The 16,445-nt window shown below is 71.3% G+C and carries 16 protein-coding genes; 12 read left to right on the top strand and 4 right to left on the bottom strand.

The window, feature by feature from the left end:
- The first annotated feature begins 53 nt into the window (after positions 1-53).
- The 6 genes from OG627_RS31430 to OG627_RS31405 all read left to right on the top strand — a co-directional run bounded on the left by OG627_RS31430 (position 54) and on the right by OG627_RS31405 (position 5,135).
- A complete protein-coding gene (locus tag OG627_RS31430; RefSeq protein ID WP_329070921.1) occupies positions 54-713 on the top strand; it encodes a ThuA domain-containing protein in 660 nt (219 codons plus the stop codon).
- Positions 698-1,777: a Gfo/Idh/MocA family protein gene (locus OG627_RS31425; RefSeq protein ID WP_329070919.1), complete on the top strand. Its 1,080-nt coding sequence runs from the start codon at positions 698-700 to the stop codon at positions 1,775-1,777. The genes OG627_RS31430 and OG627_RS31425 overlap by 16 nt, the downstream gene beginning before the upstream one ends.
- A 137-nt stretch (positions 1,778-1,914) precedes the next feature.
- Positions 1,915-2,541 (top strand): DUF5134 domain-containing protein, encoded by a 627-nt coding sequence (locus tag OG627_RS31420; protein ID WP_329070917.1) that lies wholly within the window; start codon positions 1,915-1,917, stop codon positions 2,539-2,541.
- Between the two features lie 85 nt (positions 2,542-2,626).
- Positions 2,627-3,562 carry a M56 family metallopeptidase gene (locus OG627_RS31415; RefSeq protein ID WP_329070915.1) on the top strand — a complete coding sequence of 312 codons (936 nt, stop codon included), beginning with the start codon at positions 2,627-2,629 and terminating at the stop codon, positions 3,560-3,562.
- A gap of 135 nt (positions 3,563-3,697) precedes the next feature.
- Positions 3,698-4,405, top strand: a complete 708-nt coding sequence (locus OG627_RS31410; RefSeq protein WP_329070913.1) for a phosphatase PAP2 family protein — start codon at positions 3,698-3,700, stop codon at positions 4,403-4,405.
- A gap of 19 nt (positions 4,406-4,424) precedes the next feature.
- Complete coding sequence (locus OG627_RS31405) at positions 4,425-5,135, top strand: HAD family hydrolase (protein ID WP_329070911.1); 711 nt, start codon at positions 4,425-4,427, stop codon at positions 5,133-5,135.
- Positions 5,136-5,169: 34 nt separating this feature from the next.
- Here the strand turns inward: OG627_RS31405 and OG627_RS31400 are convergent, their stop codons facing one another.
- Entirely contained in the window at positions 5,170-5,964 is a 795-nt protein-coding gene (locus tag OG627_RS31400) for an AraC family transcriptional regulator (RefSeq protein ID WP_329070909.1), read from the bottom strand.
- Between the two features lie 92 nt (positions 5,965-6,056).
- On the opposite strand from OG627_RS31400, the gene OG627_RS31395 reads away from it, so the two are divergent.
- Together OG627_RS31395 and OG627_RS31390 are read left to right on the top strand one after the other, a co-directional pair.
- Positions 6,057-6,875, top strand: a complete 819-nt coding sequence (locus OG627_RS31395; RefSeq protein WP_329070907.1) for a sulfite exporter TauE/SafE family protein — start codon at positions 6,057-6,059, stop codon at positions 6,873-6,875.
- Between the two features lie 159 nt (positions 6,876-7,034).
- Positions 7,035-7,925: a cellulose-binding protein gene (locus tag OG627_RS31390; RefSeq protein WP_329070905.1), complete on the top strand. Its 891-nt coding sequence runs from the start codon at positions 7,035-7,037 to the stop codon at positions 7,923-7,925.
- A gap of 56 nt (positions 7,926-7,981) precedes the next feature.
- On the opposite strand, the gene OG627_RS31385 is transcribed toward OG627_RS31390, so the two are convergent.
- Positions 7,982-9,862: a protein kinase domain-containing protein gene (locus tag OG627_RS31385; protein WP_329070903.1), complete on the bottom strand. Its 1,881-nt coding sequence runs from the start codon at positions 9,860-9,862 to the stop codon at positions 7,982-7,984.
- 294 nt (positions 9,863-10,156) lie between these two features.
- Between OG627_RS31385 and OG627_RS31380 the strand changes: the two genes are divergently transcribed.
- Positions 10,157-11,149, top strand: coding sequence for a hypothetical protein (locus OG627_RS31380; protein ID WP_329070901.1), 993 nt, complete (start codon positions 10,157-10,159; stop codon positions 11,147-11,149).
- Positions 11,149-11,850: a hypothetical protein gene (locus tag OG627_RS31375; RefSeq protein WP_329070899.1), complete on the top strand. Its 702-nt coding sequence runs from the start codon at positions 11,149-11,151 to the stop codon at positions 11,848-11,850. The genes OG627_RS31380 and OG627_RS31375 overlap by 1 nt, the downstream gene beginning before the upstream one ends.
- Before the next feature lie 21 nt (positions 11,851-11,871).
- On the opposite strand, the gene OG627_RS31370 is transcribed toward OG627_RS31375, so the two are convergent.
- A complete protein-coding gene (locus OG627_RS31370; RefSeq protein WP_329070897.1) occupies positions 11,872-12,153 on the bottom strand; it encodes a hypothetical protein in 282 nt (93 codons plus the stop codon).
- A gap of 366 nt (positions 12,154-12,519) precedes the next feature.
- Between OG627_RS31370 and OG627_RS31365 the strand changes: the two genes are divergently transcribed.
- Both OG627_RS31365 and OG627_RS31360 read left to right on the top strand, forming a co-directional pair.
- Positions 12,520-13,917, top strand: a complete 1,398-nt coding sequence (locus OG627_RS31365; protein WP_329070895.1) for a hydrolase — start codon at positions 12,520-12,522, stop codon at positions 13,915-13,917.
- 273 nt (positions 13,918-14,190) lie between these two features.
- Complete coding sequence (locus tag OG627_RS31360; RefSeq protein WP_329070893.1) at positions 14,191-14,844, top strand: TetR/AcrR family transcriptional regulator; 654 nt, start codon at positions 14,191-14,193, stop codon at positions 14,842-14,844.
- On the opposite strand, the gene OG627_RS31355 is transcribed toward OG627_RS31360, so the two are convergent.
- Complete coding sequence (locus OG627_RS31355; protein WP_329070891.1) at positions 14,820-16,316, bottom strand: LVIVD repeat-containing protein; 1,497 nt, start codon at positions 16,314-16,316, stop codon at positions 14,820-14,822. The two genes, OG627_RS31360 and OG627_RS31355, sit on opposite strands and share 25 nt — an antisense overlap.
- Between the last annotated feature and the right edge of the window lie 129 nt (positions 16,317-16,445).

Raw genomic sequence — 16,445 nt, 5'->3', positions numbered from 1 at the left:
TCCGAAGCGAACCAAAGCGAACCTGAGCGAACCGACAGGAGTGTGCGAGGACCTTGACATCCCAAGCCCGGCAGGCACTGGTCGTCCGTGGCGGCTGGGAGGGACATCGGCCCGTGGAGATCACGGAGCTGTTCCTGCCCTTCCTGCGCGACCACGGCTACACCGTCCGGACATCCGGCACCCTGGACGTCTACGCCGACGCCGAACTGCTCGGCACCACCGACCTGGTGGTGCAGTGCTGGACCATGGGCGAGCTGTCCCCCGAGCAGAGCGCGGGACTCGCCTCGGCGGTCGCCGCGGGCACGGGGCTGGCGGGCTGGCACGGCGGCATCGTCGACTCCTTCCGGGGAGATCTCGGCTATCAGCTGCTGACCGGCGGCCAGTTCCTCATGCACCCGGAGGGTTTCTCCGAGCACGGCGTGACGCTGGTCAAGGAGCGTGCCAACCATCCCGTGATCGCCGGTCTCGGTGACTTCCGGGTGCACACGGAGAAGTACTGGCTGGCCACGGACCCGCTGATCGACACCCTGGCGACCACGGAGTTCGCGGCGGACGAGCACCACTCCCGGCCGGTGACCATGCCCGCCGTATGGACCAGGAACTGGGGCGCGGGACGCGTCTTCGTCTCCGCCATCGGCCACAAGCCGGACGACTTCGACGTGCCCGAGGTGCGCACGCTCACCGAGAGGGGACTGCTGTGGGCGAGCCGCTGAGGATCGGCATGGTGGGGGCGGGCGCGATCAGCGGCGCCTATCTGGACACGCTGGAGAAGCTGGCCGACGTACGGCTCACGGTCGTCACGGATCTCGATCCCGGCCGCGCCGCCGCCGTGGCCGGGCGCGTGCCGGGCGTGCGCGCCACGGGTACGGTCGCCGAGCTGGTGGCGGCCCCCGATGTCGACGCCGTCCTCAATCTGACGATTCCGGCGGTCCACGCGGAGGTGGCGCTGACCGCGCTCGCCGCGGGCAAGCACGTGTACGGCGAGAAGCCGCTCGCCACCACCCGCGCGGAGGCGGACCGGCTGCTGGCCGCCGCCGCGGCCTCCGGTCTGCGGATCGGCTGCGCGCCCGACACCGTACTGGGCACCGGCGTCCAGACCGCCCGCGCGGCCGTCGACGCCGGGCTGATCGGCACTCCGGTCGCCGCGACGGCCTTCATGACCACCGCGGGACACGAACGCTGGCACCCCGACCCGGAGTTCTACTACCGGCCGGGCGGCGGGCCACTGCTCGACATGGGGCCCTACTACCTCTCCGCGCTCGTCCATCTGCTGGGCCCGGTCGTCGAGGTCACCGGCGCGGCCGCCAGGCCCCGGGCCGAGCGGGAGATCGGCGCGGGGCCGCGCGCCGGCGAGCGCTTCGCGGTGGAGGTGGACACCCATGTCACCGGGGTGCTCCGGCACGCGGGCGGCGCGCTGACCACGCTGGTGATGAGCTTCGACATCCAGGCCGCCCGGCTGCCGCGCATCGAGGTGCACGGCACCGGAGGGTCCCTCTCGGTCCCCGATCCGAACCGCTTCGACGGACCCGTGGAGCTGCACCGGTCCACCGGCGGGTGGAAGACGCTCCCCGTCTCGGCCGGCAGTCCGGGGGCGGCGCGCGGCCTCGGTCTCGCGGATCTCGCGCGGGCGCTCGCCGAGGGCCGTCCGCACCGGGCCTCCGCCGAGCTGGCGCGCCATGTCCTCGATGTGATGCTGACGCTGCTGGACGCCGCGCGGGAGGGCCGGGCCCTGCCGGTGGCCAGCTCGTGCGCCCGACCGGAACCGATGCTTCCGTGAAGTGCGCTCCCTCTGTGTCCCGTTGCGCCCATATGCGCCCGTATCCGGGCCGGGCGTACGGGGCATGACCTTGCCGACACCGTTGCCGACGCCGTTGAGCGGCTGATCGGACGAGGGGTGACCGGGGGGGGTGCGCGGTGCACGGACCGGCGACGGCCGGCTGGCTGCTCGTCGCGCTCTGCGCGGTGTCCGGGGGGCTGTGTCTGCTCCGGACGCGCAGTGGCGTGGCGGAGCAGCGCGGTTCGGCGGGTGGCGAGGCGCTGATGGGGTTCGGGATGGCGGCGATGGCGGTGCCCGCCGCCGTACTGACGCCGCCCCGCTGGATCTGGCTGGTGTACGGGGTGGTGTTCGGCGGGGCGGCGCTGCACGCGCTCCTGCCGGCGCGCGGCCGGATGCGCGGGCGGCGGCACCCGCACCGGTCGCACCACCTGCTGGGCATGCTGGCGATGGTCTACATGGCCGGGGCGATGGCCGCCGCGCCGAGCGGCGCGCACACCGCGCACGCGGCGGGCGGCGCGGGCGGGGCGCCGCTGCTCACCGGCGCCCTGCTGGTCTACTTCACCGGCTATGTGCTGTGGGCGGGCAGCCGTCTGGTACCGCTGCCCGCAGGGGCGGCAGGGGCGGCGGGGGCGGCGGGGGTGGCGGGGGTGGCGGGGGCGAGGGGGCCAACGGGCTTGTGGGGCTGGGGCGACCGGCCCGAGCTGGCGTTCGCCTGCCGGTTGTCCATGGGGGTGGCGATGCTCGCGATGCTGCTGACGATCTGAGCCGTACCGCGGCGAAACGTGTCCTGGATCACTTGCCAGCCAAGACGATACCCATGAGCGGGGCCGCGCTCATATTCTGGTGCCCATGATGGTCTCCCTGGCACTGCTGCTGCTCGGAGCGCTGGCCGCCGTCGTCGCTCCGCGACTGCTGGCGCGAGCCGAATGGCCCGAGCGCGAGCCGGTGGTGGCGCTGTGGGTGTGGCAGTGCGTGGTGGCGGCCGTCCTCCTGAGCTTCGCGCTCTCCATGGTGTTCAGCGCGGCCGCCGCCTGGCTGGCGGTACGGGGACACGTCTTCGCGCCCGCGCCGCGCGGCGTGGTCGAGGCGTATGCCTTCGGCTCGCACCGGCCCTGGTCGGCGGTGCTCGCGGTGGTACTGGCGAGCGGCGGGCTGTGGACGGCTGCCATGCTCACCCGGGAGATCCACCGGGCGCGCAGCCGGCGCGGGCAGCGGCGCCGGGAACTGCTCGTACGCTCGCCCGTGCTGCCCGGCGAGGAGCCCGACGGCGAGCGGCTCGTCGTGCTGGAGGGTGAGCGTCCCGACGCCTGGTGGCTGCCGGGCACCGCGCCCCAACTGGTCATCACCACCGCCGCGCTGCGCCGCCTGAAGGGCCGTCAGCTCGATGCCGTGGTCGCGCACGAGCAGGGCCACGCGCGTGCCCGGCACGACTGGCTGCTGCACTGCTCGGGCGCGCTCGCGAACGGCTTTCCGCAGGTCCCGGTGTTCGCGGCGTTCCGCGACGAGATGCACCGGCTGGTCGAACTGGCCGCCGACGATGTCGCCTCGCGCCGCTTCGGCCGGCGGACGATCGCGCTCGCGCTGGTCGAACTCAACGAGGACCGGGGCGTGTTCGGCCCCGGCAACACGCAGGACGCGCAGCTGCCGCAGCGCGTCAACCGGCTGCTGTCCCCGGTCCCCCGGCTCACCGCGGCGCGCAGGCTGCGGCTGACGGCGGCGGCGGCGCTGGTGCCGGTGGTGCCGGTGCTGGTCGCCTTCGTACCCGCGCTGCGCGCGCTGGGCTGAGACCGGCCGACAGCTGCCGGCCGACATCCGCCGACCGGTCCCGGGCCGCCCCCGCCGGCTCCTGCCCGGTAGCGCCGGGCCGGTCCGGGCGAAGAATCTGGCTCGACGGGTCCGCGATGAGCGAGGATCACCCGCATGCGCCCGTCCTCCCTTCCCGCTCCCCCGCCGCCCGCTCCACGCCCGGAGGCCCGCGACACCCCGCCGCCGGGGGCCGTCACAGCGGTCGGGGCCGGACTCCTGGCACTCGCCCTGCTGGTCACCGCGCTGGTCGTGGCCGAGTGGGGACCGCTGGTCGCCCTCGACCGGGAGGTGGCCCAGTGGCTGCACCGGCAAGCGGTGGCCGAGCCCGGCCTCACCCGGGCCAACCGGATTCTCAGCGACTGGGTCTGGGACCCGTGGACGATGCGCGCGCTGACGGCGCTCGCGGTGGTCGTGGTGTGGCGGCGCGGTGAACGGCCTCTGGCGATGTGGGTGGCGGCGACGAGCGCGCTGGGCTCCTCGGCGCAGCAGACGCTGAAGTGGGCCGTGGACCGTGACCGTCCGCGCTGGCCCGACCCGGTCGACTCGGCGCATTTCGCGGCGTTCCCGTCCGGACACGCCATGACGGTCACCGTCACCTGCGGTCTGCTGCTCTGGCTGACACAGCGTCATGGCGCGGCCCCGTGGGTGTGGCGTACGGCGGTGGCCGTCGCGGCCGTATCGGTGGCCGGGGTGGGGTTCACCCGATTGTGGCTGGGGGTGCACTGGGGTTCGGACGTCGTGGGTGGCTGGCTGCTCGGCGGGGGTCTGGTCTGGCTCTCGGTCGTCGGGTACGGGCGGTTGGCCTTGTCCCGGGGGTGGTGACCCGGCAAGGATCGGACCCATGACGTTCAAGGGTGTACTTTTCGACTTCTCCGGGACTCTGTTCCGTATCGAATCAGCGGGGTCCTGGCTGCGGGCCGTGCTCGACGAGTCGGGCATCGCCGTACCCCCCGACGAGGTGCGGCGGTACGCGATGATGCTGGCCGTGGCGGGTGCGCTGCCCGGCGGTTCCTCGCCGCAGCGGGTCCCGCCGGAGCTGGCCGGGGTGTGGGCGACCCGGGACGAGAGCGCGGAACGGCACCGCGCCGCCTACACGGGGCTGGCACGCCAGGTGGAGCTGCCGGCCCCCGGGCTGTACGACGCGCTCTACGACCGTCATATGACACCGGCCGCCTGGCGCCCGTACGCCGACGCCGCCGAAGTGCTCGGCACACTGCGGCGCGCGGGTGTCGGCATCGGTGTGGTCAGCAACATCGGCTGGGACCTGCGGCCCGTCTTCCGCGCCTACGGACTCGACGCCCTGGTGGACACGTACGCGCTGTCGTACGAGCACGGCGTGCAGAAGCCCGACGCGCGGCTGTTCCGGGTGGCCTGCGAGGAACTGGGGCAGGATCCGCACGACGTGCTGATGGTCGGCGACGACCGGGAGGCCGACGCGGGCGCCGCCGAACTGGGCTGTTCGGTCCACTTCGTGGACCACCTGCCGGTGGAGGAGCGGCCGGCCGGGCTGCGCCCCGTCGTCGCCCTGGCGGGCGCGGGCCCGCTGGCCTGACCCCGTAGCACCCCGCCCGGTCCGGGCGGCGGCCTCATCCCCCTTCCCGCCCGCGTACGGCGGCGACCGAGCCGGCGTACGCGGTCGGCGGCCGCCCGAGGAGCTTCTTGAAGGCCGTCGTGAACGCGGCGGGATTCTCATATCCGAGCGCGGCCGCGACCCGGGCGACCGGCACCCCGGCGGCGAGACGGCCCAGCGAGTGCAGCACACAGGCGCGCTGTCGCCACTGCGCGAAGCTCAGGCCGGTGCCCGCGCGGAAGAGACGGCCGAGGGTACGTTCGCTCACCGCGAGGGCCGCTGCCCAGCGGGCGGGCGGGTCATGGATGCCGGGGTCGCGCAGAAACGCGTCGCACAGCGCGCGCAGCCGGGGATCGGCGGGCAGCGGCAGGTCGAGCGGCAGCGGGGCGAGGTTCCCGATCTCGTGCAGGATCAGCCGGACGACGGCCGCGTCACGCCCGTGCTCGGGGTAGCGGGGCGCCATGTCGACGGCCGCCAGGACGAGTTCCCGCAGCAGCGCGGAGACATCGACGACACGGCAGCGCGACGGGAACCACGGGACAGCGCCGGGTTCGATGTAGAGGCTGCGGGTGCTGACCCCCTCCATGGCGACCCGGTGCGGTGTCATGGCCGGGATCAGTACGGCGCGGTGCGTGGGCACGGTCCAGGTGCCGTCGGCCGTCCCGACCCGCATGACACCGGTGGCGGCATAGAGGAACTGGGCGCGGCGGTGCTCGTGGAGCGGCAGGAGGTGGTCGGGCGGATAGTCGGTGCCGATGGCCAGGACGGCACGGTCGAGGCCGTCGACCTCGGCGACGGGAACGTTGCGCACACCACGAGCGTAGCCGGAGCTGTCCGCTGCGCGTAAGAACGTGGCGAACAGTCGATTGCCCGCCAGCACGGGACCTCCGTAGCGTCGCCCGGGTGCTGACCTCCTCGTTCGATCTTCTTCTCGTCCTCTTCCTGTTCGGGTGCCTGACCGGCGTCACGACGGTGCTCTTCGGCTTCGGCGGCGGCTTCATCACCGTCCCGGTGCTCTACGGCTCCCTGACCGTCGCGGCGGACTCCGGTACGGACGCGATGCATGTGGCGGTGGCGACCTCGACGGCGGTCATGCTCGTCAACTCCCTGAGCGCGACCTGGGCGCAGCTGCGCGCGGGACGGCTGCGCCGGGAGTACATGTGGCCGCTGTCGGCCTTCGTGGCGGCCGGCGCCGTCGCCGGATCGTGCGCGGCCACCTGGACCGGCGGCCCGCTGCTGCGCGTCCTCTTCGCCGCCTACCTGGTGGTGACGATCGCCGACAGCCTGCTGCGCCGCGGCTTCCTCGCCCTGCCGGACAGCTCGGGGCCCGCGCCCCTCGGACGGTTCACCACCACGTTCGGCGGGGTGGGGATCGGCGCGGTCGCCGCGTGTCTGGGCGTGGGCGGCAGCGTCATGACCGTTCCGCTGCTGCGCCGCAGGGGGCTCGCGATGGCCGAGGCGACGGCCATGGCGAACCCGCTCAGCGTTCCGGTGGCGGCTGCCGGGAGCGTCGTCTATCTGCTCGCCGCCGCCGCGCCCGCCCACCCGGGGCAGGTGGGCTACGTCGATCTGGCCGCCTGCGCCGCCCTGCTCAGTGGATCGCTGCCCACCATCGCGCTGGTGAAGCGCGTCACCGGACGCGTCCCCGACCGCGTGCACTCCGTCGCGTACCTGGTCCTTCTCGTGCTCGTACTCCTGGCGATGGTCATCACGGGAGCGTGATCCACGTTCCGGACGTTCCGGCGGACGGACCGAGGAGGCCGGGGACGGCGGAGGCCGGGGAGGCCGGCCCCCTTCGGCGGAGTGTCGCTTTATGGCGGTTTATTGCCTTCTGGAAGGATTGCGAATCCTACCAATCTGCTTCCGAGAGGGGCTTCGGCGATGGCTGTTGTTTCGGTGTCGGCGCACGGCTTCACCTCCGTCCGCGGGCGTGGATACCGCCCCGAACAGGTGGACCTGCGGGTGTCCGTCCTCTGCCGCCAGCGGGACGAACTGTGGGAGCGCGCGGCGCGGCTCACCGTTTTCGTCACGCGGCTGGAGGAGGAGACCAACCAGCTGTGGGAGCGCGTCGCCGCTCTCGAACCGCAGACGTACGAGGCCCTCGGCCCCGGCGCGCAGCGGGTACTGGCCGTCGCGGTGGCGGAGGAGGAGGCGGTGAGGACCCGGGCCAGGGCCGAACGCCGGGCGCTGCTGGACGCGGGGGACGCCGAGGCCCGCGAGGTGAGCGAGCAGGCCGGCGAACAGGCCGACGCCGTACGGAAGAAGGCGGAGGCCCGAGCCCAGCGGGTCCTGGCCGCCGCGGGCGAGGCCGCCGCGTCGATGCTCGGCGCGGCGGCGGTGGCGATCGAGGAGGAGGGCGCGGAGGGACGCGCCGAACTCGATGAGGTACGGCGGCGCACGCAGTGCGTGATCGATGACGCCGAACGGAAGCGCGGTGAGCGGCTGGCCGCGCTGGCGCGCGAGTTCGGCGAGCGCGCCCGGGCCCTGGAGGCCGAGCGGGCCGAACTCACCGCACGGGCGGAGGCCCGGCTCGCCGAGGCCCGCCGGGCCTTCGCGGACGCGGGGAAGCAGGGCGAGCGCGTGGAGGAGGCGGCGCGGGCCCGGGCCGCGGAACTGGTGTCGGGGGCGGGCGCGCGGGCGGAGGAGATCGGGCGGGAGACGGAACGGGTGCTGGAGGGGCACGCGCGGGCGCGGGAGGAGACGCACGCTTCCCTGGCGCGCGTGGAGGAGAGCCTGGTGGCGCTGGTGGGCCGGCCCTCGCCGGAGGGGTAATCACGCCGGGGCTCCAGGGGCCCCCGGGGCACGGTGGGCGGAGGGCGGAGGGGCGTTCAGGAGACGGCGGGCGTCAGCTTGGTCACCTTGCCCTTGCTGTCGGCCTCCAGATATCCACTGCCGTACTCGTTCGACAGATAGAGCGCCATCCCCGCGGCGGAGCCGATCAGCTCGTTCGGCTGACGGATCAGCAGATAGCGCGAGGTGGGCTTCTCCACCTTCAGCTCCCGCTCCGCCCTGCGCAGCAGGGCGGGCACCGTGTCCCAGTCGAACGTGTCCAGGCTCACCGGGAGTTGGCCTCCGAAGAGCGTTCCGCTGATGGGATCGCGGGAGACACTCCCGTCCCGGAAGCTGTAGCTGTCGTACCGCTTGTCGCTGCCCTTGACCATGGTCCAGGCGGAGACGTGCTCCGGGTACACGGAGAAGCTCGCCACGCGGTCGGTTCCCGCCTCCGCCTCGATCGCCTCGACGGCCCGCCGGATGCCCTCCGGCGTCAGCAGGTCGCGCTCCGCCTCCCCGTCCCCGGGCGGCGAGTCCACCGCTGAGTCCGAGGACGAGGACGAGGACGGCGAGGACGGCGAGGGCGAGGACGGCGGGGTCGCGCCGGCGCCGGGCGTCCGTGCCCCGGTGACGGTGGAGCCGGGCGACGCGGACGGGTCTCCGGCGTCGTCGGTGCCGGGGAGCAGCGCCCATACCGCCACGCCCACAGCGACCGTGGTCAGAAGCGAGGAGCCGATCGCGATCCGGCGGAGGGCGCGGCTCCGTGGACCGTCCGCGTCGGCCGTCCGGGGAACGTCGCTTCGCGCGATGCCCGTCTGGTCGATACCGGGCTGGGGGATGCCGGTCTGGTCGATACCGGGCTGGGGAACGGTGTTCGGCGGCGGGACACGGGGGTCGGCTCCCCGGGACATCCCGTCCTGCGGGGGCGTTCCCTCCGGTCCCGGCGCGGCCACCGGAGGGGGCAGGGGGTACGACGTCGGGGCGGGCGCCCCGGTCCCCGCGTCGTCGCCGCCCTCGCCACCACCCTCGCCGCCGGCCTCGCCACCGGCCGCTCCCCGGGCCCCTCCCCCGGCGGCCTCGGCCGCCCCGGCCGACTCCCCGCGCGCCGCGGCCGCCAGCATGCGGTCCACGGCCTCCGGTCCCGGACGCGCCGCCGGATCCTTGACCAGCAGGGCGTCGAGCACCCCGGTCAGCGCTCCCGCCCGGCGCGGAGCGGGCAACTCCTCGTTCAGCACGGCGGCGAGGGTGGCCAGCGTCGTGGCCCTGCGCAGGGGGTGGCGGCCCTCCACGGCCACGTACAGCATCATCGCCAGCGACCACAGGTCGGCCCCCGGGCCTCCGTCGTCCCCGGTGATCCGCTCGGGCGCCATGTAGTCGGGCGTACCGATCAGTGAGCCGGTGGCGGTCAGGGCGGTCGACTCACGGATGGCGGCGATGCCGAAGTCGGTGAGCACGGGGCGGCCGTCGGGCCGCAGCAGGACGTTCGCCGGCTTCACGTCCCGGTGCTGGATCCCCGCGTCGTGCGCGGCGCGCAGGGCCGCCAGTACCTCCCGGCCGAGCCGGGCGGCCTCGACGGTCTCCATCGGCCCCCGGTCCAGCCGGTCCTGGAGGGATCCGCCCGGCACCAGCTCCATCACGAGCCACGGATAGGTGTTCTCGCCGCCGTCCACGACATGGTGGATGGTGACGACATTGGGGTGCTCGACCCGCGCCAGCGCGCGGGCCTCCCGCAGCACCCGGGCCCGCAGCACGCGCGCGGCCTCCGGGTCGTACTCGGCGAGGCCCGGATCGGGCGGCCGTACCTCCTTCAGCGCGACGGCCCGGTCCAGCACCACATCGCGTGCGCGCCAGACCGTACCCATGCCGCCACCGCCGAGCCGCGACTCCAGCGCGAACCGCCCGTCGATGACCCGTCTTTCCGTATCCCCGCCGCTCATGGCCCGGAGCATACGAGACGGGAGACGGGTCGCGGGCGAGTGCCTGCCACGGCTTCCCGGAATGCGGGAGCGGCTGACCACCGATCAATCCGGAATCACACATTCAATTTCGGTGTGGAGACCCCCGGCGCGTTCAGCTTCGGAATCAGCGCAGGTAAAGGGCGGTACAACTCCCTTGCACCGTAGATACGTTCACATAGGCTACGTGCGTTCTTCCGGCTCCACCACGGACAACCCGGTGGACGCGAGCCTCCCGGCCACGCACGGCAGCTGCACGGACTGGCAGTGATGAACATGATGCGCAGAACACGCCTCAGCAGGTACTACGCCATGAACCCGCTGCTGGCCATGAGCGTGGTGGCGGCGTCCGCCGCCCTGATCCCGCCGGCTTCCGCGGACACCACGGTGGCCCCCGCCGCCGCGAACGACACGACGCCCCGCCTGTTCTCGACGCCCAGCGCGGACGATGACGACGAGCCCCGCACCCTCGGCGAGGGCATGCTGGAATCGCAGTGCCTGTCCGGATCCGGTGCGGCCGTCTACGGCAAGGTCCCGGGGATGGAATCCCCGTGCATCGTCAAGGCCCCGCCGCGCACGCTGTTCTGCGACCCGTCCGTCAACGCGTGCGACCCGGCCGCGGCCGACCCGTGCCCGAGCTGGAACGACAGCTGCCGCTGGAGCGGCAGCGTGGACTGGATGGGCCCGCAGAGCACCGGCAACTCCAGCGCCGAGAAGCTCAGCTACTCACTCGGCTCGAAAGAGCCCGAACTCAAGAGCAAGTACGGTCACGGCCCGTGCATCGACCACCCGAGCGTCTACTCCAACGCCATCATCGTGGACGACCTCGGAGAGCACGAGAACACCTATGGCTGCGGGGACTTCGAGGCCGCAGACGACGGCAGGTTCACCCTCCGGAGCGGTGACAGCATCACCACGCTGAGGGACGACGGCACCTTCCGCGCAACGCCCTGCATCGCCCCCATCGACCTACACCAGCTCGGCGCCGGGTACGACCCCCACGTCTACTTCACGCACAGCTACGGATACACCGAGCCCTTCCACAAGATCACCGGTCGCTGGCAGGTCAACCAGGGAACCCGCAGCGCGGGCAAGGACACCTGGTTCGAGATGGGCACCTTCAGCTTCCGGAAGGGTGGCCGGATCGAGGCGAACAACATGCGCGAGGACGCCACCGGAGACGACAACGTGGTGTTCGACGCGATCGCCTTCGTTCCGTTCAACTACTCCGAGCCCGGCCCGCGCAACCTCAATGACGGTGGCCTCTGATGCGCGCCGCCGTCCGCGTTTCCGCCGTGCTGATGACTGTCGTCATCGGCGCGGCGGGAGCCGCCTCCTGTAGCCGGGACAGCCCCGCGCCCGCGGCGTCCGAGCCGACGAAGGCCATCGCGGCGCCTCACCCCGAACCGTCCGGAACGCCGACCGCGCCGCAGGCCGCCGAGTTGCCGACGCACGCGGTATCCGGCGACAAGCGGCCCGCTCTCGGCGCGGGGGACACGATGGCCACCGGATACACCGGGAGGGAATTCCTCGCCGGGCTCTCGGGGGACTGGAAGCTGAAGCTGGACAAGCCCGTCGCGCAGGAGATGCCCGACGGGGAAAAGAGGACGTACGTCCACGGGCGCGGCGCGGGCGGGATGACGATTTCGGCCGGATACGCCGATCACGAGGACATGTCGTCCCTCCTCTGCAGAACCGGCACCGACCAGTCCGACGGTCCCGGCTTCCTCGCCGCCTGTACCGGGCTCGACGTGGCGGGAGTCGACCGCGGCAAGGCGTCCTCGTGGCTCAAGAAGGCGAAGAAGGAGACCGATTCCCTGTATGAGAAGCGGGTCGCCGAGACCGGAAACAAGAAGGAGTACGTCGTCAGCGGGGTGTTCACCTCGGGGCCGGTGACCATGGTTCTGCACCGGGCTTACGACAAGTACTCGCTGAGGATTCTCGGAGGCGCGGTGGCACGGAGCAAGTAGCCGGTCTTCGCTCCACCGGGGTCAGCAGATGAGTTCCGCGGTCTTTTCCTTGTAATCCCGCATTTCGCCCGCCTCGTAGCCCGCGTCCTTCAGGCTCTGCATCAGCGCCACCGTGTCGCCGCACAGGCGGGGACGCTGCTGATCGAGATAGGACTTGACGTCTTCGGCGGGCAGTTCTTCCCACGCCCGTCTGGTGTCTTCGTTCTTCTCTTGCGCGTAGGAGAACTCGACCCATTCCTTTTCCCGGTCGGTCAGACGGGATGTGTCAATGGACGTGTTGCTTCCGCCGCATGCGCCGGCCATGAGAGCGCATGCCACCACGAGACATACGCGAACTTTCCTCATAACGCCCTCTTCTGAGTGGATTCCAGAGGCGCACTGTACTGCATGTACGCGCCAACCAGTTGAATGGAATCATGCGGGTGCGCGCACGTGTTCACATAAGCTGCGAATAGCCTTCCGGCACCGACCCCGCAGACTTACCGGAACACCACAAGAACCTGCCGGGGCGGTCCCGCACGCCGGAGTTCCGCCCTTGCTACCCACGAGTACGGAGAGCGTCTGCATCGGCGCGACAGGGAAAGAAAGGCAGAGCCCTCGGCCATCGGGGCAGCGTTCTTCGCCCCTGCGCTACCTGACGGACAGTCGCGCGCCCGCTAACGTCAGCGCGTGAGCCTCTGGACTTCCCTTGAGCCCGCGTCCACCACGGTGGACCCGGGCGACACGACCACCGTGCGGCTGCGCATACGCAACACCGGCGATGTCGTCGACGAGTACCGCTTCGTTCCCGTCGGTGATGTTGCCCCGTACATCACCATCGAACCCTCATCCATCCGGCTTTTCCCGGGGACCACGGGCATCCTCCAGCTCACCTTCTCGCCACCCCGTACCCCGGACGCGATCGCCGGGCCGCATCCGTACGGGGTGCAGGTCGTCCCGACGGAGCAATACGACTCCACCACGGTCATCGAGGGCAACGTCAGCTTCACCCCCTTCACGGAGGTGCGGACCGAGTTGGTGCCGCCGACCGTGAAGGGATGGTTCCGCGGCCGGCCCAAGCTGGCCATCGACAACCTCGGCAACACCCGCCTCACCGCCTCCCTCGCCGGCAGTGACAACGGCGATTCCCTCTCGTACGAACTCTTTCCCGCCAGTGTGCAGATCGAGCCGGGCCGCGCCGCGTTCGTGGGCGCGAAGCTCAAGCCCCGGCAGATCATCTGGTTCGGCCAGAAACAGGAACGGCCGTACGTACTGGGCCTGCAGCGGTCGGGAACGGCTCGGCTCGACACGGAGGGGACGTACGTACAGCGGGGCTTCCTGCCCCTCTGGCTCGCCACCCTGCTGAGCATCCTCCTCGCGCTGGCGATCACCTTCACCGTGCTCTGGTTCGCCTATCAGCCCTCCGTGAGCAGCCTCGCCCGGGAGCAGCCGCAGTCGGTCGCCGCCCGTGCGATACCCGAGGCGGAGCCGTCGAAGCCGCCGACTCTGCCCACGGCCGAACCGCCCGCCGCCGCGCCCAGCACCCCCGTACAGGAGTCGCCGGCCGAGGAGGAGGACAGCGGGAAGCCGGACGGCGGCGAGGAGAAGGAGGAGGAGCCGGCCGAGCCGGTGGAGAACACCGCGGCGGTCGCCGTGACCAAGCTGAACGAGCGGACGCCGGGCCGGCACATCTGCTACCGGGCCTATGTGCGGGGCACCGGCTGGCAGGACCCGGTGTGCGACGGCCTCACGTCGGGCACGGAGGGGCAGGACCGGCCCATCGAGAGCATCAACATCGCCGTGTCCGGCACGAACGGAATGGCCGCCAACGGGTACATCGAGAACACGGACTGGGAGCCGAAGTGGAAGGGCGCCACGGATCTCAAGGACGTGTACATCGGCACCCCGGACCAGGAAGCGTTCATGCGGGGGCTGGCGCTCAGCGTCAGTGAGGGCAGCGTCTGTGTCACCGCGCGGGTCCACAGCCAGGAGTGGCTGGAGAAGGCGTGTTCCGAGCCCGGCGGCTACAAGTTCGGCGGAACCTTGATCAAGGACCTGGCGCTCGAAGCCTTCAAGCTCATCGTGTGACGGCCGAAGGCCGGAAGGCCGACCATCCGAACGCCCCACATGGCATAGGGGCTCAGTGCCTGATGCCGGCCCGCTACCGGGCCGGCATCAGGCCGTCACGGCGGCGCTTCTGGAGGGAATCGGCCGCATCACGCGACCGTTCAGCTGCCGCTGACCTTGGGCGATCCCCCGCGTCGCCCAAGGCAGCCGACAGCCCGCTCACCGGTCCGGCAAGGGCCGGGGCGGCACGCTGCGAGTATATTGGCTTGGAGCCAGTCAACGCAGGAGTCAAGCATGTCCCCGCGGAGCCCATCGGTCAATGAAGAGCTTCGTCGGCGTTCCCGGGAACGGCTGCTCGACGCGACGGTGGAGCTGGTCGCCGAGCGCGGTTACGAGGCCACGACGCTCGCGCACATCGCCGACCGGGCGGGGTGCGCGCGGGGGCTCGTGTCGTACTACTTCCCGGGGAAGCGGCAGTTGCTCCAGTCGGCCGTGCACCGGCTGATGCACCGCACGCTGGAAGCCGGGCTGCGGCGCGAGCCGGCCACGGAGGACGGGCGGGAGCTGCTGGCGCGGGCGATCGACGCCATCCTGGGGCTGACGGAGCGCTGGCCCGTACTGATGCGTACACACATGGCCGGCATCCTCCAGGCCGAGGGGTTCGTACAGTGCCCGGAGCAGCGGCGTCTGGCCGCGCTGCTGCGCGAGACGGTGGAGCGGTACGGGTCGAAGGCGCCGGACAGCGACTATCCGATGCTGCGCGCCCTGCTGATGGGCGCGGTCTTCGCGGCCCTGCTGCCGGGGGCGCCGATGCCGCAGGACCGGCTGCGCGCTGAGCTGTTCACGCGCTACGGGCTGGACTGGGAGCTGGGTGTTCCGCCGGACGGGGAGCCGCCCGGCGGAACGGGTCAGAACATCTTCCTTCAGTGCCGGAAGTCCGCGAAGTAGTCCGGCTGCGTCTGCACGTTCAGCTCATGCATCCGCACCCGCTTCGCGGGGTCGGTGAGGCGGTCGTCGAGCTTCAGTACGTCGAAGCCCTTGACCATGTCGTTCGAGTAGATGTGGCCGTTGTAGTAGTACGCCGACCAGGTGCCGCCGCCGACCAGCGACTCGGTCGAGAGGGGGCCGCGCTCGAAGAACGCGATCTCCTTCGGCTTCGAGGAGTTGGTGAAGTCCCAGACGGAGACGCCGCCCTGGTACCAGGACTGGACCATGATGTCGCGGCCCTTGACCGGGATCAGCGAGCCGTTGTGGGCGACGCAGTTCTCGGTGTCCGCCTGGTGGCGGGGGATCTTGTAGTAGCTGCGGAAGACGAGCTTGCGCTTGTCCCCCTTGCCGACGATGTCGTAGATGCCGTCGGCACCGCGGTTGGGCCCGATCTCCGCGTTGCAGGTGGCGGCGCCGCCGCCGCCCAGCTCGTCGGTGAAGACGACCTTGTTGGCACCCTGGTTGAAGGTGGCCGAGTGCCAGAACGCGAAGTTGACGTTGTCCTGGACCTGGTCGATCACCTTCGGCTTTTCCGGGTTCTTGATGTCCATCAGGACGCCGTCACCCATGCAGGCGCCGGCCGCCAGGTCCTTGGAGGGCAGCACGGTGATGTCGTGGCAGCCGGAGGTGGCGGAGACGCCCGGGTTGGTGGGCGCGCCCGGGTTGCCGCCGTCCGGGAAGAGAACCTCGAACTTCACCAGCTCGGCCTTCTGGGGGGCCTTGCGCGGCACCTTGATGATGGAGATGCCGTCGTGCGGCGGCTGGCAGTCGGGGAAGGCGGCGCTGGGCGCGTACGAGGAGACGTAGATGTAGACGTCCTTCGCCTTGGGCACCAGCGTGTGGGTGTGCGAGCCGCACGCGGTCTCGACGGCGGCGACGTACTTCGGGTTCCGCTTGTCGCTGATGTCGAAGACCTTCATGCCCTCCCAGGACTCCTTGATGGTCGCGGACTGCGCGACGCTGTCGCAGGAGTTGTCACTGCGGGAGGAGTCGGTCGACAGGAAGAGCAGGTTCCCGGAGACGGATATGTCGTTCTGTGATCCGGGGCAGAGCACCTGGGCGACGGTCTTCGGAGCCTTCGGGTTGCTGATGTCGAAGATCCGGAAGCCGTCGTAGTTGCCGCTGAAGGCGTAGTTGCCCTGGAAGGCCAGGTCCGAGTTGGTCCCCTTGATGAGGTCCTTCGGGACGTTGGCGAGGTGCTTGATGTTGGAGCTGTGGACGATTTCGTCCACGCCGGGTATCTCGCCCTGCTCTATGGCGGCCTTCACCTCGGCGGCCTGGCTGCTGGAGATCTTCTCCTTGGCCGGGCTGTCGCCGGGATCGGGGCTGGCGATCGCCGGCCCTGCGGTCAGCAGAGTGGCGAAGAGGCCGGCCGCGGCTGCCGCCACGCCCAGACGTCTGCGCCGCACGCGGGTGGTGTGCAACGAGGTCACTGCTTCCTCCCTAGTATCCGTTCGGATGAACGGCACGGACTCGGCAGTATCGTCCTTCTCATGTACATCTCAACAGATGGCAACAGAGACGTAATGAAAGTTTTCGATCACTCATACACGGAAGCGTGC

Origin of the sequence: Streptomyces sp. NBC_01429 (genome assembly GCF_036231945.1) — a bacterium.
Lineage (GTDB): Bacteria > Actinomycetota > Actinomycetes > Streptomycetales > Streptomycetaceae > Streptomyces.
Note: the sequence above shows the minus strand (reverse complement) of the source record. Positions and strands in the feature narration are given on the sequence as shown.